At 67.3% G+C, this 26627-nt stretch carries 18 protein-coding genes and 1 pseudogene; 8 read left to right on the forward strand and 11 right to left on the reverse strand.

What is annotated here, in order from left to right; translation table 11 throughout:
• The first annotated feature begins 109 nt into the window (after positions 1 to 109).
• Complete coding sequence (locus ACOOF5_RS12830) at positions 110 to 1402, forward strand: serine hydrolase domain-containing protein (RefSeq protein WP_420439735.1); 1293 nt, start codon at positions 110 to 112, stop codon at positions 1400 to 1402.
• A 40-nt stretch (positions 1403 to 1442) separates the two neighbouring features.
• Entirely contained in the window at positions 1443 to 2975 is a 1533-nt protein-coding gene (locus tag ACOOF5_RS12835; protein WP_420439737.1) for an FAD-dependent oxidoreductase, read from the forward strand.
• Positions 2976 to 2989: 14 nt separating this feature from the next.
• Here ACOOF5_RS12835 and ACOOF5_RS12840 read toward each other — a convergent pair whose 3' ends face one another.
• The 9 genes and pseudogenes from ACOOF5_RS12840 to serB all read right to left on the reverse strand — a co-directional run bounded on the left by ACOOF5_RS12840 (position 2990) and on the right by serB (position 13992).
• On the reverse strand, positions 2990 to 3967 hold the full coding sequence (locus ACOOF5_RS12840; protein ID WP_420439739.1) for an isopenicillin N synthase family dioxygenase: 978 nt from the start codon (positions 3965 to 3967) through the stop codon (positions 2990 to 2992).
• A gap of 20 nt (positions 3968 to 3987) precedes the next feature.
• Positions 3988 to 4632, reverse strand: coding sequence for a hypothetical protein (locus tag ACOOF5_RS12845; RefSeq protein ID WP_420439741.1), 645 nt, complete (start codon positions 4630 to 4632; stop codon positions 3988 to 3990).
• Between the two features lie 96 nt (positions 4633 to 4728).
• Positions 4729 to 5856: a selenide, water dikinase SelD gene (gene selD / locus ACOOF5_RS12850; RefSeq protein ID WP_420440987.1), complete on the reverse strand. Its 1128-nt coding sequence runs from the start codon at positions 5854 to 5856 to the stop codon at positions 4729 to 4731.
• A gap of 149 nt (positions 5857 to 6005) precedes the next feature.
• On the reverse strand, positions 6006 to 6932 hold the full coding sequence (locus tag ACOOF5_RS12855) for a nucleoside hydrolase (RefSeq protein WP_420440989.1): 927 nt from the start codon (positions 6930 to 6932) through the stop codon (positions 6006 to 6008).
• A 55-nt stretch (positions 6933 to 6987) separates the two neighbouring features.
• Entirely contained in the window at positions 6988 to 7704 is a 717-nt protein-coding gene (locus ACOOF5_RS12860) for a hypothetical protein (protein WP_420439743.1), read from the reverse strand.
• A gap of 106 nt (positions 7705 to 7810) precedes the next feature.
• Complete coding sequence (gene gcvP / locus ACOOF5_RS12865) at positions 7811 to 10720, reverse strand: aminomethyl-transferring glycine dehydrogenase (protein WP_420439745.1); 2910 nt, start codon at positions 10718 to 10720, stop codon at positions 7811 to 7813.
• A gap of 178 nt (positions 10721 to 10898) precedes the next feature.
• A complete protein-coding gene (locus ACOOF5_RS12870) occupies positions 10899 to 12164 on the reverse strand; it encodes a glycine cleavage T C-terminal barrel domain-containing protein (RefSeq protein WP_420439747.1) in 1266 nt (421 codons plus the stop codon).
• 39 nt (positions 12165 to 12203) lie between these two features.
• Positions 12204 to 12512: pseudogene (locus ACOOF5_RS12875) on the reverse strand (ArsC/Spx/MgsR family protein); the annotation flags it as partial.
• A 244-nt stretch (positions 12513 to 12756) separates the two neighbouring features.
• Complete coding sequence (gene serB, locus ACOOF5_RS12880; protein ID WP_420439749.1) at positions 12757 to 13992, reverse strand: phosphoserine phosphatase SerB; 1236 nt, start codon at positions 13990 to 13992, stop codon at positions 12757 to 12759.
• 206 nt (positions 13993 to 14198) lie between these two features.
• On the opposite strand from serB, the gene ilvD reads away from it, so the two are divergent.
• From ilvD to ACOOF5_RS12900, 4 genes are all read left to right on the forward strand, one after another.
• Positions 14199 to 16034, forward strand: coding sequence for a dihydroxy-acid dehydratase (gene ilvD, locus ACOOF5_RS12885; protein WP_420439751.1), 1836 nt, complete (start codon positions 14199 to 14201; stop codon positions 16032 to 16034).
• Between the two features lie 193 nt (positions 16035 to 16227).
• The gene (locus ACOOF5_RS12890; RefSeq protein ID WP_420439753.1) at positions 16228 to 17952 is read left to right on the forward strand and encodes an MFS transporter; all 1725 of its coding nucleotides are present in this window, start codon (positions 16228 to 16230) and stop codon (positions 17950 to 17952) included.
• A 133-nt stretch (positions 17953 to 18085) separates the two neighbouring features.
• Positions 18086 to 18634, forward strand: a complete 549-nt coding sequence (locus ACOOF5_RS12895) for a thioesterase family protein (protein WP_420439755.1) — start codon at positions 18086 to 18088, stop codon at positions 18632 to 18634.
• A 23-nt stretch (positions 18635 to 18657) separates the two neighbouring features.
• Positions 18658 to 19410 (forward strand): dihydropteroate synthase, encoded by a 753-nt coding sequence (locus ACOOF5_RS12900; RefSeq protein WP_420439757.1) that lies wholly within the window; start codon positions 18658 to 18660, stop codon positions 19408 to 19410.
• 430 nt (positions 19411 to 19840) lie between these two features.
• Here ACOOF5_RS12900 and ACOOF5_RS12905 read toward each other — a convergent pair whose 3' ends face one another.
• Positions 19841 to 21040: an HNH endonuclease gene (locus tag ACOOF5_RS12905; protein ID WP_420439759.1), complete on the reverse strand. Its 1200-nt coding sequence runs from the start codon at positions 21038 to 21040 to the stop codon at positions 19841 to 19843.
• Between the two features lie 57 nt (positions 21041 to 21097).
• Between ACOOF5_RS12905 and ACOOF5_RS12910 the strand changes: the two genes are divergently transcribed.
• Both ACOOF5_RS12910 and ACOOF5_RS12915 read left to right on the forward strand, forming a co-directional pair.
• Positions 21098 to 22279, forward strand: coding sequence for a type I restriction endonuclease (locus ACOOF5_RS12910; RefSeq protein ID WP_420439761.1), 1182 nt, complete (start codon positions 21098 to 21100; stop codon positions 22277 to 22279).
• Between the two features lie 377 nt (positions 22280 to 22656).
• Positions 22657 to 23868, forward strand: coding sequence for a hypothetical protein (locus ACOOF5_RS12915; RefSeq protein ID WP_420439763.1), 1212 nt, complete (start codon positions 22657 to 22659; stop codon positions 23866 to 23868).
• Positions 23869 to 24125: 257 nt separating this feature from the next.
• Here ACOOF5_RS12915 and ACOOF5_RS12920 read toward each other — a convergent pair whose 3' ends face one another.
• Positions 24126 to 26471 (reverse strand): molybdopterin-dependent oxidoreductase, encoded by a 2346-nt coding sequence (locus ACOOF5_RS12920; RefSeq protein ID WP_420439765.1) that lies wholly within the window; start codon positions 26469 to 26471, stop codon positions 24126 to 24128.
• Between the last annotated feature and the right edge of the window lie 156 nt (positions 26472 to 26627).

Here is a 26627-nt window from a genome sequence, read left to right on the forward strand (position 1 = left end):
GCGGGCAGGCGAGCGATCGTGGAACGGCCCGCAGAGCTGTACCGGCGCGACCGAAGGGCACCCGCGCCGTAGCCTGCGCAGTTGCACCACGACAGCTCCGGAGGCAGCGATGGGATCGATTGAGGCGGAAGTCGAACCGGCCGAAGCGGGGTTCGATGCCGGCCGGCTGGAGCGCATCGCAACGCACCTGAATCGCTATGTCGACGACGGCCGCCTTCCGGGGGTGTCGGTGCTGCTGACGCGTGGCGGCCAGATCGCGTATGCACACCGCTACGGCGAGCGCGACTGCGAGCGGTCGCTGCCAGTCACGTCCGACACGATCTATCGCATCTATTCGATGACCAAGCCCATCGTGTCGGTCGCTGCCATGCAGCTCTACGAGCAGGGCTTGTTCCAGCTCACCGATCCGATCTCGCGCTGGATCCCGGCCTTCGCGAATGCACGCGTGTTCACCGGTGGCAACGTGATGCAGTACCAGACCCGAGAGCCGGCGAGCGAAGTCACCATCCACGCTCTGTTGACCCACACATCGGGCCTGACGTACGACTTCCACTTCGCCAACGAGGTCGACGCCCTGTACCGGGCGAACGGCTTCAACTGGGGGGCGCCGGGCAACCTGGAGGAGACTTGCGAGGCGCTCGCGTCGCTCCCGCTGCTTTTCGACCCGGGTACCGAGTGGAACTACAGCTACTCCACCGACGTCCTGGGGCGAATCGTCGAGCTGGTCTCGGGGCAGTCGCTCGACGACTACCTCCTCGAGCATGTGACGGGGCCGCTGGGCATGGTCGATACGGGCTTTGAGGTGCCGCCCGCCGACGTCGAGCGCTTCGCGGCCAACTACACGACCGCCACGCTGGCGGCCCGCGCGGCTGCGGGCAACACGGGGCCCTCGATGCCGGCGTATCGCCCCGACGATCCGGGCCTGGCGCGCTCACTGATGGACGACCCGCGCACCTCGGCGTACCTGGGACCACCCAAGATCCTCTCCGGCGGCGGAGGGCTGGTCTCGACCATGGGCGACTACCACCGATTCACCCAGATGCTGCGCAACGGCGGCGAGCTCGACGGTGCCCGCATCATCGGCCGGCGCACCCTCGAGTTCATGGCCAGCAATCACCTGCCCGGCGGCGCCGACCTGACCGAGTGCGGTCGTGCGCTGTTCTCCGAGGCGGCCTTCGACGGCGTCGGTTTCGGGCTGGGCTTCTCGGTGGTGCTCGACCCGGCCAAGGCGAAGGTCGTCTCCAGCAAGGGCGAGTTCGCCTGGGGCGGCGCCGCCTCGACGGCGTTCTGGGTGGATCCGGCCGAGGACATCACGCTGGTGTTTCTCACCCAGCTGCTGCCTTCGAGCGTCCACCCGATCCGGCCTGAGCTGAAGGCGCTCGTCTACCAGGCGCTGGTGTAGGGCCGGCTCTGTCGACGCCCGCCGCTGATTGACTGCGCACATGTCAGATTTCGACTTGGTCATCGTCGGCACCGGTTCGGCAAATTCCATCCCGGGTCCCCCCTTCGACGACTGGTCGATCGCAATCGTCGAGCGCGGCACATTCGGCGGCACCTGCCTGAACGTGGGCTGCATCCCATCGAAGATGTTCGTATATGCCGCCGACGTCGCCGACACCATTGCGACGGCGGGCGACTACGGCATCGCTGCCACCTACGACGGCGCCGACTGGCCCGCCATCCGAGACCGCGTGTTCGGCCGCATCGATCCGATTGCGAGCGGCGGGCGCGATTACCGCCTGGGCAGTGACTGCTCCAACATCACGGTGTTCGAAGGGGACGCCCGCTTTGTGAGCGACCGGCGCCTGGTGGTGCGGATGCACGACGGCAGCACCGAGTCGGTGTCGGGGCGCCATGTCGTGCTCGGTGCGGGCGCTCGTGCGTTCCTGCCGCCGTACCGGGGCTTGGGCACAGTGCCGGTGCATACGTCCGACACCGTGATGCGGCTCGACTCGCTGCCGGAGTCGATGATCGTGCTCGGCGGCGGGTACATCGCCTGCGAGCTGGGCTACGTGTTCTCCGCGCTGGGGACAAAGGTCACGGTGGTCAACCGCGGCGAGCGGCTGCTGCGGGCCGAGGACGACGACATCTCACGGGCCTTCACTGCGGCGGCGCAGCGCCATTTCGATCTGCGCCTCGGCGCAGCGGTGAGTTCAGTGCGCGGCGGAGCTGCGACCGGCAGTTCAGTGCGCGGCGGAGCTGCGACCGGCAGTTCAGTGCGCGGCGGAGCTGCGACCGGCGGCGCAGTCCGAGGCGGAGGCGCAGCCGGTGAATTCCTGTATGCCGCCGACGGTACGCCGAGCGCTCAAGGCAACTCCTACACGGTGGAATTCACGCGCGGCGGCGTTGCCGAATCGGTGAGTGCCGATGTGCTGCTCGTGGCCACGGGCCGCGTTCCCAACGGCGATCAGCTCGCGCTCGATCTCGGAGGTGTCGCCGACGAGGACGGCCGAGTGCTGACCGACGAGTTCTTCCGCACCTCCGCGCCGGGCGTGTGGGCGTTCGGCGACCTGTCGAGCAAGATCCAGCTCAAGCACCTCGCCAACGCGCAGGTACGGGCCCTGCGCCACAACCTGCTGGTGGCCGAGGGCCAAGCAGACGGCCCGATGCACACGGTCCGCGAAGACCTCGTGCCCCATGCGGTGTTTTCTCACCCCCAGGTCGCCTCGGTGGGTCTCACCGAGCGCGATGCCCGCGCTGCGGGCCTGCCGATCACGGTGGCCAACAAGCCCTTCGGCCACACCGCCTACGGCTGGGCCATGGAGGACAGCACCAGCTTCGCCAAGCTGATCGCGCACGCCGAGACCCGCGAGCTGCTCGGCGCCCACATCATCGGGCCCCAAGCCTCCACGCTGATCCAGCAGCTCATCGGGGGCATGGCGTTCGGCCAGACCGTCGACCAGATGGCCCACGACCAGTTCTACATACACCCGGCCCTTACCGAAGTCATCGAGAACGCCCTGCTCGAGCTGTAGCCGGAGGTGCTCGTTCAGTCGATACGGCGGGCGTCGGGGATGAGGTTGATTTCCCAGATCACTTCTTCGAGGCGGTCTTCGGCGGAGACGGCTTCGTAGCGGCACGGGCGATCCGGGCCGACGGTGGACGGCGCGGGCGTGAGAATGGTGGACGGTCGGGGGTGGCAGAACTGCACCACGCTGAGGCGGCTGCCGCGCTGCGCGGCGTCGGCCTTGACGCGGTGCCAGCCGGCGCCGATCAGGCCGTTGGTGACGTGCTCAAGCATGATCCCCGAGTTGATGATGACGTGGTCGTCGGGCGGGGATGCGTCGACCCACTCGCCGTCGATCTGCACTTGCAGGCCCCGCTCGGTGGCCCGCGGCAATGCGGTGATGAGATTGATGTCGGCGTGCTCGTCGGCCCAGATGTGGCCCTCGGCCCCGCCGGCGGGCGCATGAGACATCGGTGGGTAATGGATCGCCCGGGACAGATGCGTGCCGAACGTGGTCATCCTGTCGAAGTACGTCTCATGGGCGCCGATGCCCTCGGCGATCACCCGCAGGAAGCGCCGCTGCAGGTCCACCAGCCGCCGGTGGAACTCGGCGAGGATCTCGGCGGCGCCGCTGATCTCATCATCGGGAAAGATCGACGGCCGGTACCAGCGGCCGTAGGTGACGGTGAGCGGGTGGCCTGCGGGAGGCAGGTCGCTCCAGTTGAACATCTCCTTCCAGTCGGGAAGGTCAGAGATGGCGGCGGTCTCGGTGAGGGGACCGGTGTAGCCGCGAGCGCCGAACGACTCCGCGTCGACGTAGCGCGCCTTGGTGTCGGGCTCGAGTGCGAAGAACTTGCCCAGCACGTCATAGGCGTCGTTGAGCAGCCCGCCCGACAGATCGTGGGCTGTGTAGACGAAACCGGTGCGCAGGCTGGCCATGACCCCTTCGGTGACCGCCCTGCGCTGAGTCGGCGAACCGTGCTCGAAGGCCAGCAAGTTGATATCGAGAATCTCGTCCATGGTGCTCCCCAGTCGTCTTGCTAGCCCCGCAGCCAGGCGTCATAGCGTTTCGGGTCGGTCCAGGCGCCGGTGCGTGCGTCGAAGCTGGCCGCCGCGGGTGCCATCAGGGCCGGGTCGGTGGTGCGGGCTTTGGTGCTCGACACGGTGCCTACCCAGTCCGGCACGTCGAGCACCAGTTCGGGCGGGCAGTCGTGCGGCGGGCGGGCGGCGATGGCGACGGTGGGCAGCGCTGCGATGGACGCGTCGCGGCGTGCCGGATCATTGTCGTAGAAGACCGGGTCGTGTATCTGGTGCCACTTGTCGGCGCCCATCACAATCACGTCGAACCCGGCGGCGATCTCCGACAGCAGCTGCACGTCGGTGACGGCAATCTCGAGCCAGTCGATCGGGGCAGCGACGTCACCGAGGACGGCGATCCGGTCTGCCAGCCGTGGGCGCTGCACGTCCTCCTTGGCGAGCGCCACGCGGCTCACCGACCACACGAGCACATCAAGGTGATGCTGGACGCGCACGGCGTCGCTGATGGCCAAGTGAGCGGTGGTCGGCGGGTTGAACGACCCGGGAAACACTCCTCGCCGAGTCATGCCCACTCCGGTGCACGAGTTTGTGCGCAGGCCACCTCGCAGCGAGGCCGAGAACGTGCGCGGATGGGCGGCACGTTCCATTGCGTCACCTCTTGCTGCCCGCTGTTTTTCCCAGTTCTCATTGGATCTGGGCTCACGGGCCGCTCGGGCCACGGTTTCGCCATTCGGCTCAGCCTCTTACTGGCCGGCGGGGCTGACACTGCCACGGATCGAGATGAGTCCGGCACTGCCGCTGCTGGCAGTGAGCTCGCCGATCACCGCAGCGTTGTGCCCGCTGTCGCGCAGTTCGCGCACGGCGTCGTCGGCGCGTCGGGGATCGAGGCTGAACAGCAGGCCGCCAGATGTCTGAGGATCGCCGAGCACGGTACGGGTGAGCTCGTCGGCGCCGTCGAGGCGCTCGGCGAGGTGGTCGAGGTTGCGCCCGGTGCCTCCGGGTACAAAGCCGCCGGTCGCGAGCCCGACCACATCGGGCAGCAGCGGCACGGCGCCGGCATCCACCACGGCATCCACCCTGCTGGCCGCGGCGAGCTCTGCGAGGTGTCCCAGCAGGCCGAAGCCGGTGACATCGGTGGCCGCTGTCGCTTCTGCCCTGGTTGCCGCTGCGGCAGCCGCATCGTTGAGTCTGGACATCTCGGCCACGCCGGCCTCATAGGCCCCCCACAGCGCTCCGCCTCGCGCGATCGCTTCGGGATCGGAGCGCTTCAGCGCTGTTGCGAGCAGGCCGGTGCCCAGCGGCTTGGACAGTACGAGGGCATGGCCCGCCTGCCCGCCTGCATTGGTGAGCAGGCCGGTGCCGTGAGCGGCTGGTGTTCCGCTCGCTGCCATGGCGGTGCCGCCGGGGGTGCTGAGTCCCGTCACCGCCATGCCGTAGATCGGTTCGGGGCCGTCGATGGTGTGGCCGCCCGCCACCACCCAGCCGCCCTCAGCGGCGGCGTCGGCACCGCCTGCCAGCACCTCGCCCAGCAGGTCCAGCGGCAGCACCTCGCGGGGCCAAGCGGCCACGTTCAGCGCGAACAGCGGGCGGGCGCCCATGGCGTAGATGTCGCTGGCAGCGTTGGCCGCAGCGATGCGGCCCCACGTGCGTGCGTCGTCCACGATCGGGGCGAAGAAATCGGTGGAGCTGACCAGCAGCTGGCCGCCGCCGAGTCGCCACACGGCGGCATCGTCGCTGGTGTCGTTGCCGACGAGCAGATCCGGGTGCGATGGGGGAGTCAGGTGGCGCAAGACCTGCGCCAGCTCGGACGGGCCGAGCTTGCACGCTCAGCCGGCACCGTGGCTGTACTGGCTCAGCCGGAACGCCGGGATGTTCGGTGTGCTGTCGGTCGGCACAGCGGCAACGGTACCCAGAGGCTGCGCCGGTAGGCGTAGCCGTGGCCCGAGCGGCCCGCGAGCGGAGCGGACGAGAGCGGCACGAGCTGGTGCGACTGCGCGAGGGCGGAGCTGTTGGGGTGCCGCTAGCGGTAGCTGCAGACGGCTTCGACGATCAACTCCAGTGCCGGGCTGGCGTCGATGCGTACGGCAACCTCGCAGTTGGGGGAGGCGTCCGTGCCGGGCCGCTCGTCGGCGACGGTCATGCCCCGGGTGAGTGTGCCGTCAGTTTCCACGTCGACATGGCGGGCTGTGAAGGCGAACAGGTCAGGCCGCGTGACTGCCAGAACAGCGCAGGGGTCGTGCATCGGCGCAGCCGCTACACCGGTTCGCCGGCGGTAGCCGGCCAGGTAGAAGTCGAAGAGCTCTGCCACGAACGCGGGCACTGTGCCGCCGTGGGCCCGCAGCGCCGCGGACTCGGTGGCGCCCACGCAGAGCTGGCGTGTGAGATTCAGCCCCGCCATGCGCACGACCGGCGCCCCAGCGGTGAACACGATCTGGGCCGCGTGGGGGTCGGCCCAGATGTTGAACTCGGCCGTGGGCGTGACGTTGCCCGGCCCCACTGCTCCCCCCATGAGCGAGACGCCTGCGATGCGTTCGACGATGTCGGGGGCCTGGCGGAACGCGAGCGCGACGTTGGTGAGCGGCCCCACCGGCACGAGCCACACGTCGTCGTGCCCCCGGACCGTCTCGATGATGCAGCCGACGGCGTCGTTGCTGGCCTCGCTGCGGTGAACCTCGGGCCTCGGCGGGCCGTCGAGGCCCGTCGCCCCGTGGGCACGCGGCGCATGGGCGGCCCGCACCAGCAGCGGCCGATCCGCGCCCGCGTGGACGGGTATGTCCAGCTCGGCAAGTTCGCACATCAGCAGGGCGTTCTGGGTGGTCAGCGCCAGCGGCGCGTTCCCCGACACGGTGGTGATGGCCAGCACCTCGCAGTGCTGCGCCGCCAGCAGTATCGCCACGGCGTCGTCGTGACCCGGGTCGCAGTCGAAGATGATCTTGGGCGCTGCCATGCGGCTCACTCGGTCATTGTCGACGGCTCAAGGATCGGGTGATGTCGGCGCGGGGCTAGAGCTGGGTGATGCTGGGTGCGGGCGCTTCGGTCTCGCCCCAGTAGTGGGGGAGCCGCAGGTACCCGAATCGTGTCAGCTCGACGGCGGCCGACAGCCCCTGGATCTCCTTGATCCGCTGGATCGAGCGGATGTGGGAGGACATCTCGTAGAAGAGCATCCAGATCGCGCATTCCAGCGTGTTCACCACACGTCGCTCGTCGTCGGGATCGTGCCAGGCGCCGCGGGGAAGGACAGTGATGGCATCGTCCCAGAAGTGGGTGCTGTGACGCGACTCGACCATCTCGCGGAACGTCTCGATGGGATGCGACGCCACGACGCAGCGCATCCAGCTCAGGCCGAGGTCCAGCTTGTCGAATAGGTCGGGCACGTCCCAGAACAGCTCGGGGTCGAGGCGCAGGTTGTGCTTGTTCTTGGGGCCTTGGTGGTGCTCGGACCACACGATCGGCTCGGGGATGTTGCCGTGCGGCCACAGCAGGGTGCCGCAGCGGCGCTTTGAGAAGATCAGCGACACCCAGGCGATGTGGGAGACCTGGCGGCGGATCGACCACCACATCAATTCCCGCTCGGGCGACTGGTCGTCGAGGTCGAGCTGGGCGTCGGTGAGGCCGTCGATCTCAGCCCGCAGCCAAGTGTCGATGTATGAGAAGTACGGCATCGTGCCGGGCCCAGCCTCAGCGGGCATCTCGAGCACTGCAGGATCCACTCTCGCCATGACCGAACGCTACCGATCCATTGGCCGTCGAGCCGAGCTGGCGCAGCCATGTCGCCACGGCAAGTCCGCGGCGCAGCGGTCGGATCCGCTGTGCCTGCTCGCGGGGCTAGCCAGTCTCGAAGGCGCGGGGGTCGGGGCAGGCGCACATGAGGTTGCGGTCTCCGTAGGCGCCGTCGATGCGGCTGACCGGTGGCCAGTATTTGTCGGCGACCAGCGTCGCCGCTTTGGTGCCCATCGGGTACACCGCTTCGGTGCGCGAGTAGGGGTGATCCCACTCGCCGGTGAGCGAATCGACTGCAGTGTGAGGCGCATTGACCAGCGGGTTGTCGTCTTGGGGCCACTCGCCCGAGGCAACCTTGTCGATCTCGGCGCGGATCGCCGCCATCGCATCGCAGAACCGGTCGATCTCTGCCAGCGACTCGCTCTCGGTGGGCTCGATCATCAGCGTCCCGGCAACGGGGAACGACATGGTCGGGGCGTGGAAGCCGAAGTCGATGAGCCGTTTGGCCACGTCGTCCACGCTGGCCCACTCCGAGTACGGCCGCAGGTCCACGATGCACTCGTGGGCGACCAGCCCGTAGCGGCCCTGGTACAGGATCGGGAAGTGCTCGCCGAGGCGCGACGCCAGGTAGTTGGCCGACAGGATCGCCGTCTGGGTGGCCCGGGTGAGGCCTTCGACGCCCATCATCGCGATGTACATCCACGGGATCGGCAAGATGCCCGCAGAGCCCCAAGGTGCTGACGAGATGGCGCCCGGGCCGGTGCTGGGACCCGCATCGGGGGCGAGCGGGTGGTTGGGCAGGTACTCGGCCAGGTGCAGGCGGCACGCCACCGGCCCGATGCCCGGTCCGCCGCCGCCGTGGGGGATGCAGAACGTCTTGTGCAGGTTGAGGTGGCTGACGTCGGCGCCGAAGGTGCCCGGTGCGGCGAGTCCGACGAGGGCGTTGAGGTTCGCGCCATCCACGTACACCTGCCCGCCCGCCTCGTGCACCTTGCGGCAGACCAGCCGGATGCCGTCCTCGTAGACGCCGTGCGTGGACGGATAGGTGGCCATGAACGCGGCCAGGTTGTCGCCGTGCCCGGCGATCTTGGCATCGAGATCGTCGAGATCGACGTCGCCGTCGTCAGTGCAGTCCACCACCACCACCCGCATGCCGGCCATCACCGCGGAGGCCGCGTTGGTGCCGTGGGCGGAGGAGGGGATGAGGCACACCGTGCGGTGGGTGTCGCCACGGTCGTCGTGGTAGCCGCGGATGGCGAGCAGCCCGGCCAGCTCGCCCTGGGAGCCGGCGTTGGGCTGCAGCGACACCGCGTCGTAGCCGGTGATCGCTGCCAGCCAGCGTTCGAGGTCGGCGATGATCTGGCGGTAGCCCTCCCACTGGTCGTTCGGTGCGAAGGGGTGAATGTCGGCGAACCGCGGCCAGGTGACCGGCGTCATCTCCGTGGCAGCGTTGAGCTTCATGGTGCAGCTGCCCAGCGGGATCATGGACCGGTCGAGCGCTACGTCGTAGGAGGCGAGACGGCGCAGATAGCGCATCATCTCGGTCTCGGAGCGGTACGCGCTGAACGTGGGATGCGTCAGGAATTCGCTGCTGCGCCGCAGCTCGGCAGCGATGCCCGATGGTGCCGAGGCAGCCAGCGCATGCACCGAGGCGACGTCGTGCGTCTCGCCGCGAGCTGTGCCGGCGAACGCATCGAGCACCCGGGCGACTGTCGTCTCATCGCAGGTCTCGTCGAGCGAGACGCCGACGGTGTCGCCGTCGATGCGCCGCAGGTTGATCCCGGCCTTGAGAGCTGCGGCCAGCACCTCGTCAGCGCGGCCGGGCACCTCCACGCTCAGCGTGTCGAAGAAAGTCCCGTTGCGGGGGCGCAGGCCCAGGCTGCCCAGGCCCTCGGCGAGCCCGGCGGTGAGCCAGTGGGTGCGCTCGGCGATCTCGGCCAGGCCCTCGCGGCCGTGCCAGACCGCATACATCGAAGCCATGACTGCCAGCAGCACCTGCGCGGTGCAGATGTTGCTGGTGGCGCGTTCGCGCCGTATGTGCTGCTCACGGGTCTGCAGCGCCAGCCGGTACGCGGGCCTGCCGGCTGTGTCGACCGAGACGCCCACGAGCCGTCCGGGCATCGAGCGCCGGTGCTTCTCGCTGGTGGCGAGGAACGCCGCATGCGGGCCGCCGAAGCCCAGCGGCACGCCGAAGCGCTGCGAGCTGCCCACCACGATGTCGGCGCCGTGGTCGCCGGGTGGCGTCAGCACGCAGCACGCCAGCAGATCGGCGGTGACTGCTGCGATGGCGCCAGTGCTGTGCAGGGCTTCGATCACTGGTTGAAGGTTGCGGACGGCGCCGCTGCTGCCGGGATATGCCAGCAGCGCGCCGTACACCCCGTCGGGGCGCAGGTCGGTGCCGGGGTCGCCGACCACGAGGTCGATGCCCAGCGGTCCGGCGCGTGTGGCGACCACATCGATCACCTGGGGGTGGCAGTCGGCGTCGACGAAGAAGCAGTCCGGCCCGCTGCGTGTGATGCGACGGGCCATGGCCATCGCCTCGGCAGCCGCGGTGCCCTCGCACAGCAGCGACGAGTTGGCGATCTCCATTCCCACGAGATCGCACACCATCGTCTGGTAATTCAGCAGCGCCTCGAGCCGCCCCTGGGAGATCTCGGGCTGATACGGCGTGTAGGCGGTGTACCACGACGGATCCTCCAGCACGCCGCGCCGGATGACTGCGGGGGTGAGCGTGCCGTAGTAGCCGAGCCCGATCAGCGAGTGCGTTGGCTTGTTGGCATTCGCCAGCCAGCGCATCGCTGCTGTGGCCTGCGTCTCGGTGAGGGGCTGCTCGATGCCGTCGAGCACGATCGGCTCGTCGATGCGGATCTCCGCGGGAACGGCGGCGTCCACCAGTGCGGTGAGCGAATCGAACCCGAGACGCTCGAGCATGGCGGTGGTGTCCTCGGGTCGCAGGCCGACATGGCGCTGCACGAAAGCCCCGGGTGCTGCGAGCTGCTGTTGGGAATCACTCATTGCTGTCACTCATGTTCTGGGATGATCGAAAGTCAGCGGCGTGGGCGGCGTGCCGGCCGGCGCCTCGACTGGGATTGCTTCATTGCTGTGGCCCATGCCGCAAGGCTTCCGCGAGGCTGGGTGCCACGCTCACGCCACGCGATGACGAGACGGTTCGCACCGTCGCGCTCGCCGGAGGTCAAGACGCCCGCCGGTACCGGTGCTCCACGAAGGGCAACGGCACCACCCGGCACGGCTCAGGACCCTTGCGGCCCGCAGCCAGCAGGTCGGTGCCCACCGTGGAATGCTCGGCCGCGACGTAGGCCATTGCGATCGGTGCTTCGACGGTGGGTCCGAAACCGCCGCTGGTGATCATGCCGACATGTGCGCCGTCGGCGTCGGTCAGTGCGGCGCCGTCGCGGATCGGGCGGCGCCCTGCGGGTGCGATGCCCACCCGCAGACGTGGTGGTCCGTCATGCAGCTGTGCGGTGATCAGCTCGGCGCCGGGGAAACCGCCCTCGGCGCGCCGACGCTTGGGTATCGACCAGCCGAGAGCTGCTTCTGCCGGCGTGGTCGCCTCGGTCAGTTCGTGGCCCACGAGGGGAAGGCCCGCTTCGAGTCGCAGTGTGTCGCGGGCGCCCAGCCCTGCGGGCGACACCTCGTCGGCGTTGAGCAGCAGCCGTGCGATGTGCACTGCTTCGGCGGCTGGCATGGCGATCTCGAACCCGTCCTCGCCCGTATAGCCGCAGCGTGACACCTCGCAGTCGACTCCGTCGATGGCCAGGGTGGCCGTCGACATGAACGCGAGGTCCGCCGCTGCGGGTGCCCAGCGTGCGAGGACATGGGCCGCCGCCGGTCCTTGCAGGGCCACCAGCGCCAGATCGGTCCGCACCTCGATCCGCACGGCGCCGGTGCTGTCATCGTTTCCTGCGCTGTCGCTGGCCTCGCTGTCGCTGCCCTCGCTGTCGCTGCCCTCGCTGTCGCTGGCCTCGCTGTCGCTGGCGATCCCGTTGGCGTCTCGCAGCATCTCCAGGTCTGCATCGGTGCGCACCGCATTGACCACGATCCGCAGGCAATGACCGAGGTTGGTCACGATGAGATCGTCGAGCACCCCGCCCTGCGGCGTGGTGAACAGCGTGTAGCGCATCCGGCCGGGTGTCAGCGTGACGATCGAGCCCGGCACGCAGCGCTCCAGCCACGCTGCCACCTCCGCGGTCGCATCGGTGCCTGCGGGGTGCAGCTCGACGATGCCCATGTGGCTCACGTCGAACAGGCCCGCAGCGGTGCGGGTGGCTCGGTGCTCGGCCACGGTGCCGTCGGCGTAGCGCATCGGCAACGCGTGGCCGCCGAAGTCGACCATCCGGCCGCCGAGTTCGGTGTGCAGATCGAACAGCGGGGTGCAGATGGCCCCCGTGTCGGGATCGACGCAGGGTTTGTCAGCGCTCTCGCCGCTCGCGTCAGTCATCGACCGTGATTCTCGGCGCAGTCATCAAGCAGACGCGTCTCAGTCGGCCAGCAGCTCGGCGATGCGACCCTTCGGGCGTCCGACGATGGCCCGGTTGCCGCGCACCACCACCGGGCGCTGCATGAGCGCCTTGCGCTGGCTCAGCAGGTCGACGACCGCTTCGGGATCGCCCACGTAGTCGTCTGCGTTCAGGTTCAGCTTCTTGAACTGCGAGTCCTTGCGCACGAGGTCTTCGACGGGGTCCTCGAGGATCGACACCAAGTGCTCGAGCGCCTCGCGGTCGGGCGGGGTCTTCATGTAGAGGACGATGTCTGCTTCCACTCCAGCTTCCTCGGCGACCGCCAAGGCATTCCGGGAGGAGTTTCAGTGCGGGTTGTGGTAGATCGTCACTTCAGCCATGAGGCCGAAGTTACCTGCGCGAACCGTCCAAGTCTCGACATGGCGGCATGAATGTCAGCGCAGTGTGGGGCGGCCGCGTTAGAGGCTGAGCCGATTGGCGAAGCCGTGGCCCGAGCGGCCCGTGCGCGACAGCGAACAAGAGCGGGAAAAAACGAGTACTGCAGCGGGAGGGTTCACCTATCCGCGCCGCCTCTTACGGCAGCAGCGTCGAGAGCGGCCGCTCCGCGTTCAGCGGCGTCGTCGAGGCGTCGGCGGCCTCGACTTCTTCGCGTGTGACGCCCAGCATGAACAGGATCGCATCCAGATACGGGACGTTGACGGTGGCGTCTGCCGACTCGGCCACGATCGGCTTGGCGTTGAACGCGATGCCGAGGCCGGCCGCCGTCAGCATCGGGAGGTCGTTGGCGCCGTCGCCCACCGCCACGATCTGCTCCAGCGGCACGCCCTCGATGTAGGCGAGCTGTCGCAGCAGCCGTGCCTTGGCCTCGGCGTCGATCACCTCGCCGACCAGTTCGCCGGTGAGCCTGCCGTCGCGGATCTCGAGCTCGTTGGCGTAGGCATGGTCGAACTTGAGCCGCTTCGCGAGGTGGTCGGTGAAGTGCGAGAAGCCGCCGGAGATGATCGCGACCTTGTAGCCCAGCCGTTTCAGCGTGCGGGCGAAGGTGCGGGCACCGCGGGTGAGATTCATGTGCACGATCGCCGAGTCGATGATCTCGGCGGGCTGGCCGCTGAGCAGCCTCACTCGCTTTCGAAGCGACGTCTCGAAGTCGATCTCGCCGGCCATCGCGGCCGCAGTCAGCTGCGCTGAGCGTGCTTGGTGGCCGGCTTCGGCGGCCAGCAGGTCGATCACTTCGTCGCGGATCAGCGTGGAATCGACGTCCATGACGATCATGCGGGTCGAGCGCCGTGACAGACCGTGAGGCTGGACGGCGATGTCGATGCGCCGATCAGCGGCGACTTCGATCAGGTCGGTACGAAGCTTGTCGCCCTGCGCGCCTTCGACAAGGAATTCGTAGCTCCATACCGGGAAGCGGGAGAGCCGGTGGATGCGGTCGATATTGCCGCCGCTGGTAGCGATGGCGCCGGTCACAACCGACAGATCTGCTGGGCTGAGCTCGGGCGCCAAGGCGGTGACCACGAGGCGCTCCACGTGCCGGGTCGGCGTGGCGTCGACGACCTCGAAATTCATCTCCAAGCCCCGCTCGTAGCCGAACAGCAGCACTTCCTTGACGAGATCTCGGCCTGCGGGAACCGTGATTGCGAGCCCGAGTGTGAGCTGGCGGCGCACGACCACCTGTTCCATGTCCTGCACAACCGCCCCGGCATTGGCGAGCAGGGCCAGCAGGTCGGTAGTGATTCCCGGGCCGTCGGGACCGGTCACCCGGATGAGGATCGTGTCCTTCGGCACTGCATCGTCGTGCTGGGCCATCGGAGGGCGGAGGCTACTTCGCCTCTGGTTCGGGCCATGGTCGCTCGGTGAATGCAGGCGAATGCACTCGGCGGGCGCAGACCGTGCGTCAGGGCGGTGCGGCGGAGCGGGCACCGAGACGGGCTGCGGGGTCCATTGACGGGAACAGCGGCCGCGGGCGTGCGTCGGGTTGAAGCGGGGTGACAGTCCGGGCGTAGGCTGAACCTATGCCGAGTTACCGATCAGTCACCTCCACTGCGGGCCGAAATCAGGCCGGGGCCCGGGCGCTGTGGCGAGCCACTGGCATGACCGATGACGACTTCGGCAAGCCGATCATCGCGATCTCCAACTCGTTCACGCAGTTTGTGCCCGGACACGTGCACCTGAAGGATCTCGGTCAGCTCGTTGCCCGCGAGATCGAGGCGGCCGGGGGAGTGGCCAAGGAGTTCAACACCATCGCTGTCGACGACGGCATCGCCATGGGCCACGACGGGATGCTCTACAGCCTGCCGTCGCGAGATCTGATCGCTGATGCGGTCGAGTACATGGTGAATGCGCATTGTGCCGATGCGCTGGTGTGCATCTCGAACTGCGACAAGATCACGCCGGGGATGCTCAATGCCGCGATGCGGCTGAATGTGCCCACGGTGTTCGTGTCGGGTGGCCCGATGGAGGCCGGCAAGACGAAGCTGGCGTCTCAAAAGGTCGATCTCATCAACGTGATGGTGGTGGCCGCCGATGAGTCGGTGAGCGACGAGGACGTGGCCGAGATGGAGCGGTCGGGCTGTCCCACGTGCGGTTCGTGCTCGGGCATGTTCACCGCCAATTCGATGAACTGCCTGACCGAGGCGCTGGGCCTGTCGTTGCCCGGCAACGGGACGGTGGTGGCGACCCATGCCGACCGTCGCGAGCTGTTCCTGGAAGCGGGACGCGTTGTGGTCGACCTGTGCCGACGCTACTACCAGGAGGGCGACGACTCGGTGCTGCCGCGCTCGATCGGCAGCTTCGAGGCCTTCGAGAACGCCATGACGCTCGACATCGCCATGGGCGGATCAACCAACACGATCCTGCACCTGCTGGCGGCGGCTCAGGAAGCAGAGCTGAATTTCACCATGGCCGACATCGACCGGCTGTCGCGCAAGGTGCCGAACATCTGCAAGGTTGCGCCGGCGTCGGAGTTCTTCCACGTCGAAGACGTGCACCGTGCCGGTGGGGTCATGGGCATCCTGGCCGAGTTGAATCGGGCCGGCCTCATTGCCAACCAGGTGCCCACGGTGCACTCGTCGACGATGTTCGATGCGATCTCGCAATGGGACGTTGCCACCAATGACGATCCGGCGCTGTCGGAGTTCTTCCGGGCCGGTCCGGCGGGTATCCCGACGCAGGTGGCGTTCAGCCAGTCTGAGCGTTATCGCACGCTTGACGTCGACCGCGAGCGCGGCTGCATTCGCTCGGTCGATTGTGCGTACTCGGCCGACGGCGGGCTGGCGATCCTGTACGGCAACCTGGCGCCCGACGGCTGCGTGGTGAAGACCGCCGGCGTCGACGAGTCGATCTGGGTGTTCTCCGGTCCGGCCCATGTGGTCGAGAGCCAGGACGAGGCCGTCGAGCACATCTTGGACGGCAAAGTCGTGGCCGGCGACGTGGTGGTGGTGCGCTATGAGGGTCCGCGTGGTGGTCCTGGCATGCAGGAGATGCTGTACCCCACCTCCTACCTGAAGTCCAAGGGGCTCGGCCAGGCGTGCGCGCTGGTCACTGATGGGCGTTTCTCGGGCGGCACATCGGGGCTGTCCATCGGCCATGTCTCGCCGGAAGCCGCGTCGGGCGGGCTCATCGGGCTGGTGCGCAGCGGCGACACGATCGAGATCGACATTCCGAACCGCTCCATCAACCTGGCCGTTGATGACGCCGAGCTTGAGCGGCGACGCATCTCTCAGGATGCCGCCGGTTGGCAGCCCGCCGAGCCACGCCCGCGTCAGGTCAGCACTGCTCTGCGTGCGTATGCGGCGATGGCCACCAGCGCCGACCGGGGCGCAGTGCGCGACCTGTCCCTGCTGGGCTGAGGGGCTGCGCGGACAGGTGGGACCGCACTTGGCCAACTTTGTTCCCATCGCGCGGAGGCGCTGCGCAGCCGCGGGCCGAAGCGCCGCAGCTGGCCTCATTCGACTGAGAGTCTGCGCAGGTCGGGGCGTGTTCGAGGGTCGGCGTCCATGAGCCGAGGCCTGCTGCGGTGATCCCTGTTCTGGCGCTGCGCTGGTGACCGCCGTCGAGGCGACCGAGGGTTTTCCCGCTCATCTGGACTCGGCGCGGGGCTGGGTGACAGCCGGGGGAGCTGCGCTCGTCGTCATGGCGGCCTTCGGCACCATCTACAGCTTCACCACTTTCGCGTCGGCGATGGCAGAGGAGTTCGACACCGGCCTCGGACCGGTCGCGACCGTGTTCGCGATCACGATCTTCTTGTTCTTCGGCAGTGCGCTCGTTTCGGGTCGGCTCTATGACCGGATCGGGATCGTGCCCCTGCTGGCGGTCGGCGGGATCATGTTTTGTGCCGGACTCGTCGCGACGTCGTACGTGTCGGTGCTGTGGCATGGCTACGTGCTCTACGGCATCGGCTTGGGGTTCGGGGGCGGGTTGTTCAACGCGCCGCTGTTCGCACTGACGGCGACATGGTTCGTGCGCTATCGCGCGATGGCCCAAGGTGTGGTGGCGACCGGCTCGGGACTCGGCACAGCGCTGTATGCGCCATTCGCTCGCAGCCTGCTCGAAAATGTGGGCTGGCGGGGCGGCATGCGCGTGCTGGCGGTGGTCGCTGCGGTGATCTTCGCGCTGGCTCTGGGGCTGATCAAGCGGCCGCCCCCGATGGAGACCGGAGACGCTCGCCAGCACGTCGCTTTGGTGGTGCGCACTCGTGCGTTCTGGCAGATGGGGGTGTCAGGTGTGTTCTTCACCATTGCGGTCATCGGGTCGATCGGATTGGTGGTCGCATTCGCCGAAAAAGACGGCATTCCGCCGCGAGCCGCAGTTGCTGTGTTTTCGATCATCGGCTTCGCCAGCATCGTTGGGCGGCTGGCGCTGACGAGCCTGGCCCGTCCGCTGGGGTCTATCCGGCTGCTCAAGATCGCGTTCTCCGGCTTGCCTGTCGCCTATGCACTGTGGCTGGCATCGACCGCGACCGGCGCCATCGGTGCCAAGTTCGCCTTGCTGGTGGTTTTCGGGGTCGTACTGGGCACTGCCTATGGAGGGTTCGTCGCTTTGCTCGGCGATGTCACCGTGCAATTGTTCGGTCTGGCCGGCATCGGCACCGTGATGGGACTGCTGTTCTTCAGTTCGGGCACCGGTGCCCTGATCGGGCCGCCGCTCATGGGGTTCACCTCGGACGCCACCGGAGGCATCGTGGTGCCGATCATTGTGGTGGGCGTGGTGTCAGCGGTAGGAGTGTCGATCCTGTTCCCGATGACCGGCCATCCAGTCCCCCTGCCCACCTATATCGGACCACCTGGTGCGCCTCCTCCGCCCCGCCCTGCCCCTGCCGCGGCCGAGGTTCTGCGTCCATTGGTGCCTCAGCCGTCGGCCGCAGCTCCGTTGGCGGCGCCGTCGTCCCGTCCGCTCGCGTCGCGCCCGTTGGCTGCCGGCGGATCGAATGGGAGACCAGCGGTACCGATGATCAGGCCGGTCGATGACTCGGCGACGGCCGACCCCTCGCTGCCGCCGACGAGCGCCGACCCTTCGCTGCCGCCGACGAGCGCCGACCCTTCGCTGCCGCCGACGAGCGCCGACCCTTCGCTGCCGCCGACGAGCGCCGACACGCTGGCGGTCCCGGCTGTTCAATCGCTGCCGCTCTCGGCTCCGCTGCGCGGCGCCCCGCCCGAGGTGTTCTGGCCTGTCCCCGCCGACGGAGCCGCTCAGCGCAAACAATCGGAAATGCCGGGCCTCGTCGTAGACGTGGCGGACGAAGAGAGGGACGAGGCTCGCAGCAACTGAGCGCCCCTCGCTGGTGCAGTTGCGAAGGTCTGGCCGTTCCAGACGCCGCGCACTGCGCTGCGCGCCGGCTGAGCGTCTTCGCTGGTTCACTTGCGACGTGCGTGCGTGCCCGTGACGCAGCAAGGAGGTTGGTGTGAGCGATACGTCGCTGAATCCGCAGGCGAGTGACCATGTGCGAGCAGTGCCGGTGGAGGTGCTCAGGGGAACCGTGCAGGAGCAGTGGATCGACTACAACGGCCACCTCAACGCGGGCTACTACCTCGTGGCGTTCGACGACGCCATCGCGCCGTGGATGGACTTCATCGGCCTCGGCACTGCACACCGGGAAGTGCATGACATCACCACGTTCTCAGCCGAGAACCACATCACCTACGTGCGCGAGATCGGACCCGATGAGCCGTACCTGATCACGGTGCAGATGCTGGGCTTCGATCGCAAGCGAATCCACGCATTCCAGGTGATGACCCAGACCCGAGAGGACTATCTCGTGGCCACCTGCGAGGTCATGTCGCTGCACATCGACGGGCCGACCCGGCGCGTGGGCCTCATGGCAGATGAGCCGTACCGGCGCCTCGGCGAGATCTGGGAGGCGCACCGGCGCCTGCCGCTGCCGCCGCAGGTCGGCCACACAATCAGCATCCGTCCCTCACCGGAGGCGGCGCTCCACCCAGACCTCGTCTGAGCCGTCCTGACTAGTTTGCGGCCGTGGAGATTTTCGGCGTGGTCAACGCCTCTCCGGACTCGAAGGCTGAGTTCTCCGTCGTTCAGGGCTGCGCCGAGGCGGTGGCCCGTGGTGCCGAGCTGCTCGCAGAGGGTGCCGACCATTTCGATCTCGGCGGGGAAGGCTCCACGCCCGGCAGCGACGAGGTGAGCTCAGACGACGAGTGGCAGCGAGTCGAGGGACCAATGCACGGTCTGCTGTCACTCGGCGCGGAGGTGGCGATCGACACCCGCAAGCCCGCGGTGGCCCGCCAGGCCCTCGATGCGGGCGCCACGGTGCTCAATGCAGGCGACGCCCTGCAATCACCCGAGATGGTCGACCTCGCCGCAGAGCGTGGGGTCACCGTGGTGCTGCCATTCATGCTGGGACGCGACTTCCGCAGCGTCCGAGACGTGCGCGGCGACCCCGTCACGGTCATGGTCGAATGGTTTGGGCACCACATCCAGCGCCTGAGGAGCGCCGGAGTCAGCCAACGCCTGCTGCTCGACTGTGGTGTCGGCTTCGGCCCCCACGACATGGACTGGCCCGACCGAGCGAAGTATCAGCGGGCCATCTACAGCGGCCTAGGTCAGTTGCGCTGCTTCGGCCTGCCCCTCTATGTACCGGTGCCGTGGCTGCAGACGCCCGACCGGATGGAACTGCTTGACCTGGCGCTGTCCCAGGAACCCGACTACGTGCGAGCCCACCGTCCAGCGCAAGTCCGCGAGCATCACGCAGCACTCACATCAGCCAACTAATAGACCGCGCCAATAGGCGAATCGGTTTTCGGCCAATTTCGCTCAAACTATAAGAAAGCCCAGCAAAGCTGCAGGTCACAGCGCCGCACCGACGGCGGGGGCGTTGAGCGTTTGCGCAGGTCGGCGCCTATTGACGCTCCCTCTAAGGCCGCGTCGTCATCAGCGAGCCGTCAGCCAGCGACGAGAAACGCCGAAACCCCGGCGCGTCCGACCGCGAGAAACGCTGCCATCTTGGCTTGACCGTCAGCCGGCACTGGGTCACGCCGGAACCCTCACCTATTCGCCACAGCGGGCTGATACCGAGATCTTCGCTGACGATGATGCCTCTCCCGGTTCCCTTCTCCAATTCGGACTTGATCGTTCCCGAGGTCGGACCGGCTCGGTCTCGGAGTGCCCTGCGCCTCGGTGGCCGGGGGTCGCCCCCGGCGATTCAGGTTGGCGGCGCTCGGGATGAATTGTTGCCACGCCCAGGGGGCCGAACGGGTGGTTGGAGCCCGTAACGGCTGTCTGCGGTGTCCCATTCGACGGTGAAGTCTTGTTGGTGGATCTTGTCGTTGTGGCAGTTGGGGCAGACGGTGACGAGATTCTGGTAGTCGGTATGGCCGCCGTGTTGCCAGTGGTCGATGTGGTGGTGCTGGCAGCGTTCGGGAGCGATGCCGCAGCCGACGCAGCCTTTGTCGCGCAAGGCCAGCGCGGCGCGTTGGAGATCGGTGGCGGTGCGGCGGCTGCGTCCCATGCGCAGGTCGCCGGTGGCGGCTTCGAAGATCGCCGGCAGCACCTCGGCATCGACGGCGATGCGGGCGATCTCGCCGATCGGGATCGGTGTGCCGTCGGCGAGACGGCCGCGGGCGAGCTGGTGGTTGACCAGGTCGTAGTCGGCGACCACGATCAGCGACGCGCCGCTGGGGCGATTGGCGTCGGGGTCGCAGATGAGCTGTGTGACGGCGTCGGCCATCCGCTGGGGCGGTGTGCGCCGCGCATCAGGGTCTTCACTGCTGAACAGGCGCCGCTCCGCGGCGGCGATCACCGTGCCCAGCCGGGCGCCGGTGACCGGGTCGACGCAGAGATTGAGCACTGTCATGCCGTCGCTGGAGCGGGTGAAGATCTTGGCGGAGCGCGCCTTGCGCTGCCGTTCCAGCACCGACGCGCCGTCGTCGCGGTTGACGTCGGCCACATGGCGGGCGATCGTGCGACGAAACTCGTCATAGCCCTCGTGGCGGGCCCGCTCAGCCAGGAATCGGTCGTCGATCGGGGCGTCGCCCGCTGCACGGGCGATCAGCTGCGCGTGGCCCACCGGAACCGACCCCGCCGAGAGCCCCTCACGGGTCGCGTCCAGCTCGCCGAGCCTCAATGCGTCGCGCACTTCGCCGCGTGCCTTGCGGCCCGACACCGCCATGGCCTCCGCAGCGGCATGCGCAGCGGCCCCGTCGCCGCTGCGGCGAGCGATCTCGCCCAAAGCGTCAGCCTTCATCGCGGCCAGCCCCGACTCGGCCCGAGCGATCTCACCTAGCCGTGACTGCAACGCCTCCCCGCACAGCCCAGCCACATCCACCGCGTCGACACGCACCCCACCCGATCCATACGGGCCTGTCACACTGCCGCCCACCGCCGATGCGCCGCCACTTGCCATAGAACAACCGTACGACAGGGGTGTTACATCAAAGATGTTCGGGTCAGCTGTCGGTGCTTGGGTCTGATCTACGATTCCTCCCGCTGCCTGGCGATCGTCGGCGTCTCGGGAGGTTCAGTGGAACTGGAAGAACGGCTCGCCAAAGTGCGCACGGAGCTGCCGCCGGGCAACTTGGTGCTTGAGACAAATGTGCAGGTCAAGGTCATTCGCCCCGTCCTGCGCAGCTTGGGATGGGATGACGCTGATTCCTCGCATCTGCGAGCTGAATTCAGAACCGACTATGGCAGGGTTGATGAGGCACTCCTTGACGAATTCGGCAACCCCGTGGTGTTCATCGAGGCCAAGAAGCAGGGTCATCTGAAAGACGCGACCCGCCACGACAACGCCTTGCGACAGTTGTTTCGCTACGCAAGGGACGCGTCGGCACAGATCTTGCTGCTCACCGACGGCGAGACGTGGGATTTCTACCTCCGCCGGGCTTCAGGCCCGCCGGCCGAGCGTCGCTTCCTGCGGCTGTCCTTGACCGGGTCCGTCGGTGTCGAACAAGCGACTTTGGACCTTCGGACGTTCCTCAGCCGCGACGCCGTGCTTGATGGCGACGCAATACGCGCGGCCCGTGTGCGGTTGGAGCATGAGACGGTACGCAGCGAGAGACGACGTGATGTGCTCGTTGCGTGGAGAACATTGCTGGAAGCGGGTCACAAGACCTTGCGTTCGCTCCTGGCCGACAAGGTCGAACGAGATGTCGGTCAACGGCCCCCGTCTGCTGAGCTCACCGAGTTTCTTCGCGAACAGGGCGCACTGGCGTTGCCAAGCGACGATCCGACCCCACCACCGCGGCCGTACCCCTACGACGAGTTGTTCCCAGACGACCTGCCCAGGACCAACTACACCCAGGACGAACTTGAGCATTTGTTGCCTTTGGAGATGTCCGATGTCGTCGAATGGTGGACCGATTGGTGGGAACTCGAATATCAGGCGGAGTCCGATCCACAGTCAGATCAACCGAGTAGCGACATCGCCTTCGTACTGGGGGCGCAAGGAACCCATGACGGTTGGGTGACTGCTGCTAACGAGATCCGTGGCGCTGCCATGGAATACGACGATGAGCAGACGTATCTCAAAGCCATGCGCATGGCGGAGCTTCGACAATTCGCGAAGCGATTGCCCGGCCAGCCTGGCGGCCGAAGCAAGCAGGACATGGTAGAAGCGTTGGTTGAGTGCCTCGAATGGTTCTGATGGCCATACACGCCAGCACCGCAGTGTGACCGCCAGCAAGCAATGCCCGTTTGGGGCGGAACCTGTGATCGGCGTCGGGGAGGCACCCTCTGCCAGCGGTGTGACCCCAGACCTCTACCGCGGCAGGGACGGTACAGAACGGCTTTCCAGTGCAAGGCAGCGACTGGGCTCAGAAACGAGCAGCAGCAGGTCAGACGGTCACGTTGCTCGCCGAACTGTCGCTCAGCGTGAACACCGACTGGCTCGACTGAGGCTCTGCTTCGGGCTCGCTCACGGCCATCAACGCGAGCAAGTCCGCTCGACATGGCCGAGTCATGCTGGCTCTGATCTACGATCCCCCCAATCGTCATGCGGTCGTCGGCAAGCAGGGAGGATTCGTGGCACTGGAGGAAGCGCTCGCCAAGGCACGGGCCACACTCGAATCGGGTGACCTGCACAGCGAGGCCGCGGTCCGTCTCGCGGTGATCGTGCCAGTGCTGACAGCGCTCGGGTGGGACCCTGCCGATCCAAAGCAGTGGGTTCCAGAAATGCCGGTACCGAGCGGTCGGGTCGATGACGCGCTGAAGAGCGATACGGGTACGCCACTGGTGTTCGTGGAAGCCAAGAGGCACGGCAACCTGAGCGCGAAGGCTGAAGAACAACTCTTCGACTATGCGGCGAAACAGGGCGTCCCGATGCTGGTGCTGACCGATGGCGACACCTGGGATCTGTACCTCGCCATGGCAGCCGGCGAACCCCATGAACGGCGATTCGCGCATGTTGAACTGACCCAGAGCAGCGACATGGCCACGATTGCCGAAGACCTCACAAGATTCCTGCAGCGCGACGCCGTGGTAAATCAGCAGGCGAACTTCGCGGCTCAGCAACGGCTTGCGGAGGTGAATGACCGCCTCAAGGGCAAACGGGGATTGGCTTCGGGCTGGTTGTCGCTCCTGCAGGAAGGCGATGATCTTCTGCGCGAACTGTTGATCGACCGTGTTGAGGAACGAACTGGTTCCCGTCCATGGGCCGACGATGTCGATGCGTTTCTCGCAGGGCTGGCCAATCGGCTCGGTGCATCCGCGGCATCACCGATGCAGTACGAGGAAGCCGCCACCTGGCTGCAGTCTGCGCCTACGAACTTGACCCCAGAGATAAAGGCCGCCGTGACGAAGTGGCGCAAGCAGCTCAGCGACTCCTCGTCGGAACCGGTGTCGAAGCCGGCCAAGAAACACAAGACAACCTCAGTGCAGGGCAGTCTTCGCGGCTTTCGCATTCGCGGAGTCGTGCATTCGGCACAGGACGGCTGGGAGACGCTGACGACCCTCGCGGCCGTGCTGGAGCAGCACAAGCCGGGATTCCTCCAAGAGCTCGCGCTGCATGGCAACGCTGCGCGGAAGTGGCCGCGGGCTGTGCGCCATGACGATCCGGTGATACAGACGAAGACGGAGGGACCGAGCTATCGCCCGGTCAAGGGACACCCTGATTGGCTGCTCTTGGTCCATGGATCGACGAAGTCGAAGCTCGGCTGGATGAGACAGATGACCGACATGGCCGGCCTTGCTTGGGAGAGCGATATCGAACCGATATTCGCAGGCTCAAGTAGTTGATGCCCGTTCACCGCTGATCGCGCCGAGCGGAACGCTTGGTCAGGCGAACTGGAGCAAGCACAGACTGCCTCTCCAAGAAACGCCGATCGGTCTTCTCCGCGAGGAGTCAAACCGGCTGCAAGAAGGCCGTCGCCGCGGTTGACCTGACGCCGGGGCCGACCTTGGTGCCGACAGACGCATGATTGCGGGGAGCCGCGGGCCAGCGACCTTCGCCTGCGCCGATGCCCGAAGCAAGTGATCGTCCGTCCCGCCCGGCGTCAGCCGGCGACGGGCTCCAGGGCGACTCGCACGTGCTTGTGGTGCGGGGTGAGCGCCAGCCAGTCGCGGTCTTCGATGTCGGTGAGCTCGTTGACGGCTACGCCGTGAATCTTGTGCTCGCCGGATTCGTCGGGGTACTCGGTGCCGAAGCCGTGGGGGAGCGTGACGTGGCCGGACATGACCGTGTCGGTGACCTCGGCCGGCGCTTCGGCCTCGCCCCTCTTGGACACGATCCGGATCCGATCGCCGTCCACCACTCCCAGAGCAGTGGCGTCGTCGGGGTTGAGCCGCAGCGAGCCGGCCTTGTCCTTCTTGCGCCACTGCGGGTCGCGGATCACGTCATTGGCGTTCGACGACCGGCGCTCGCCCGCCGACAGGACGAACGGGAAGCGATCGTGCCCGGTGGCAGGCTCCTCGTCGTTCAGCGAACGGAATTCGTCAGCCAGCTCGTCGATGTAGACGTGGATCTTGCCGTCGGGGTGCGCGATGCGGTCCCACGTCTGGGAGTACTCGCTGACGCTGAAGATCATCCCTGACGGTGAATTCACCAGCTTGTCGAACAGATTGTTGGCCAGCTCCAGCCCATCGCCGTCGATGCCCGCAGCCCGAACCTCGTCGGGGAAGCGCATCGACGCCTGCATGGAGGAGCCGAACATGATCGCCGCGGGCGCCATGTGACCCAGCGTCGGCCCCAGCGCGTCGTACAAGACGACCGGCAGCTTGGCGCCCACGTCAGGATCAGCGCTCGACGCCGCTCCCAACGCCTCGATGAACGCCTCGCGCCCCTGTCGGGCCGCATCGACCAGACCATCAGTGCCATCGGGCCGTCCGCCCATCGCAGCCACCAGCCGGCTGTGGATCTCGGCTTCGGGCAGTGAGTCGCCCAGTGGCTCCAGGATCGGGTGCCGCACCTGGAAGTAGTTGGACGGCATCTCGCCGGCGAAGAACGTGGCCTCGGGCTTTTCGTATTGCGAGGCGGCCGGCAGCACGTAGTCGGCGGCCCGAGCGGTCTCGGTCATCGCCACGTCGATGACTACCAGGCACTCGAGCTTGGCGAAGGCCTCGCGGAACCGTTTCGAATCCGGCAGCGTGTGCAGCGGGTTCGCTGACTCGACGATCATTCCCCGGAAGCGGTTCGGGTGGTCGGTATCGATGCAGTCAGGAATCGCGGCGCAGGCGAGAAGGCCCGACAGCATGGCGCTACCCGTGACGGGGTCGGTTTCGCCCTCACCTGAGTGGCCGCAGATGGGTGCGAGGCGCAGCGGCAGGTTCATGCCGCCCGGCTTCGCGAAGTTGCCGGTCACCAGATAGAGCAGGCGCTGCAGCCAGCTGTTCAGCGTGGAGTGCGGTGCCATCTCGATGCCGAGGTCTTCCTCGGTGGACAGCGACTTCGCAGTGCCCATCGTGCGGGCAGCGGCACGCAGCTCGGCCTCGTCGATGCCGCACTTGCGGGCGCAGTCGGCGATGTCTGCACCCGAGATCAGGTCACGCAGCTCATCCCAGCCGACGCACTGCTCGGTCAGGAACTTCTCGTCGGTGAGGCCCTCGTCGACCATGATCGCCAGCAGCGCTGCCAGAGCCCATGCATCGGTGCCGGGGCGAACCCGCAGGTGGTGGTCGGCCATGGCTGCGGTCTCGGACACTCGTGGATCCATCACGACGAGCTTGCGGTCGTCGTCGTTGCGGATCTTGTTCAGCTCGTTGCGCGACTCGGGGAAACCGTGGCTCTGCCAGGGGTTCTTGCCGATGAACACCGCGCAGTCGGTGTGCTCGAAGTCGCCCATCGCACCGATGCTCTGCTTGCCGAACATCTTGCCCTGCGCCCAGTACATGCCGGTCTTCTCTTGAGCCAGTGCGTTCGAGCGGTACTTCACGCCCAGCGTTTGCAGCACCCCGCGGGCATACGCGCCGGGGAAGTGGTTGCCCTGCCCGCCGCCGCCGTAGTAGAGGATCTTGTCGCCGCCGACGGCGTCTCGGATGCCGGTCAGCCGCTCGGCCACCTCAGCGATCGCAACGTCCCAGCTGACCTCTTCGAAGGTGCCGTCGCCTCGCCGGCGCAAGGGCGTCGTAAGGCGGTCGCGACCGTTCTGGTAGTAGTCGATTCGCAGGGCCTTCTCGCATGTGTAGCCCTTCGATGCGGGGTGTTCCTTGTCGCCGCGCACACGGGTGATCTTGCGGCCGTCGAGACGCACCTCGATGCCGCAGTTGTTGGAGCAGAGCACGCAAGCGGTCTTGTGCCAGACTTTGGTGGGATCCTCTTCGGCGCCGTTGGGTTTTGCTCCGGCGCCATCTTCGCCTGCGCGCTTGGCGCGAAGTGCGGCGAGTCGGTCCTGGGCATCAGACATGGCGTCTCCTCGGGGTCAGGTGGCGCGGACATCGAAAGGCTACGGGACGCGTTCGAGTCCTGCCCGAATCCCGGTGCCGCTGCTGGCCATGCCGCGGTGCCCGTCGTCTGCTCGCGAAGCGGGCCCAGCGGGCCGCTAACTTCGGTGATGCCGGGT

The sequence above is a fragment of the Candidatus Poriferisodalis sp. genome (genome assembly GCF_965214215.1).
Taxonomy (GTDB): domain Bacteria; phylum Actinomycetota; class Acidimicrobiia; order Acidimicrobiales; family Poriferisodalaceae; genus Poriferisodalis.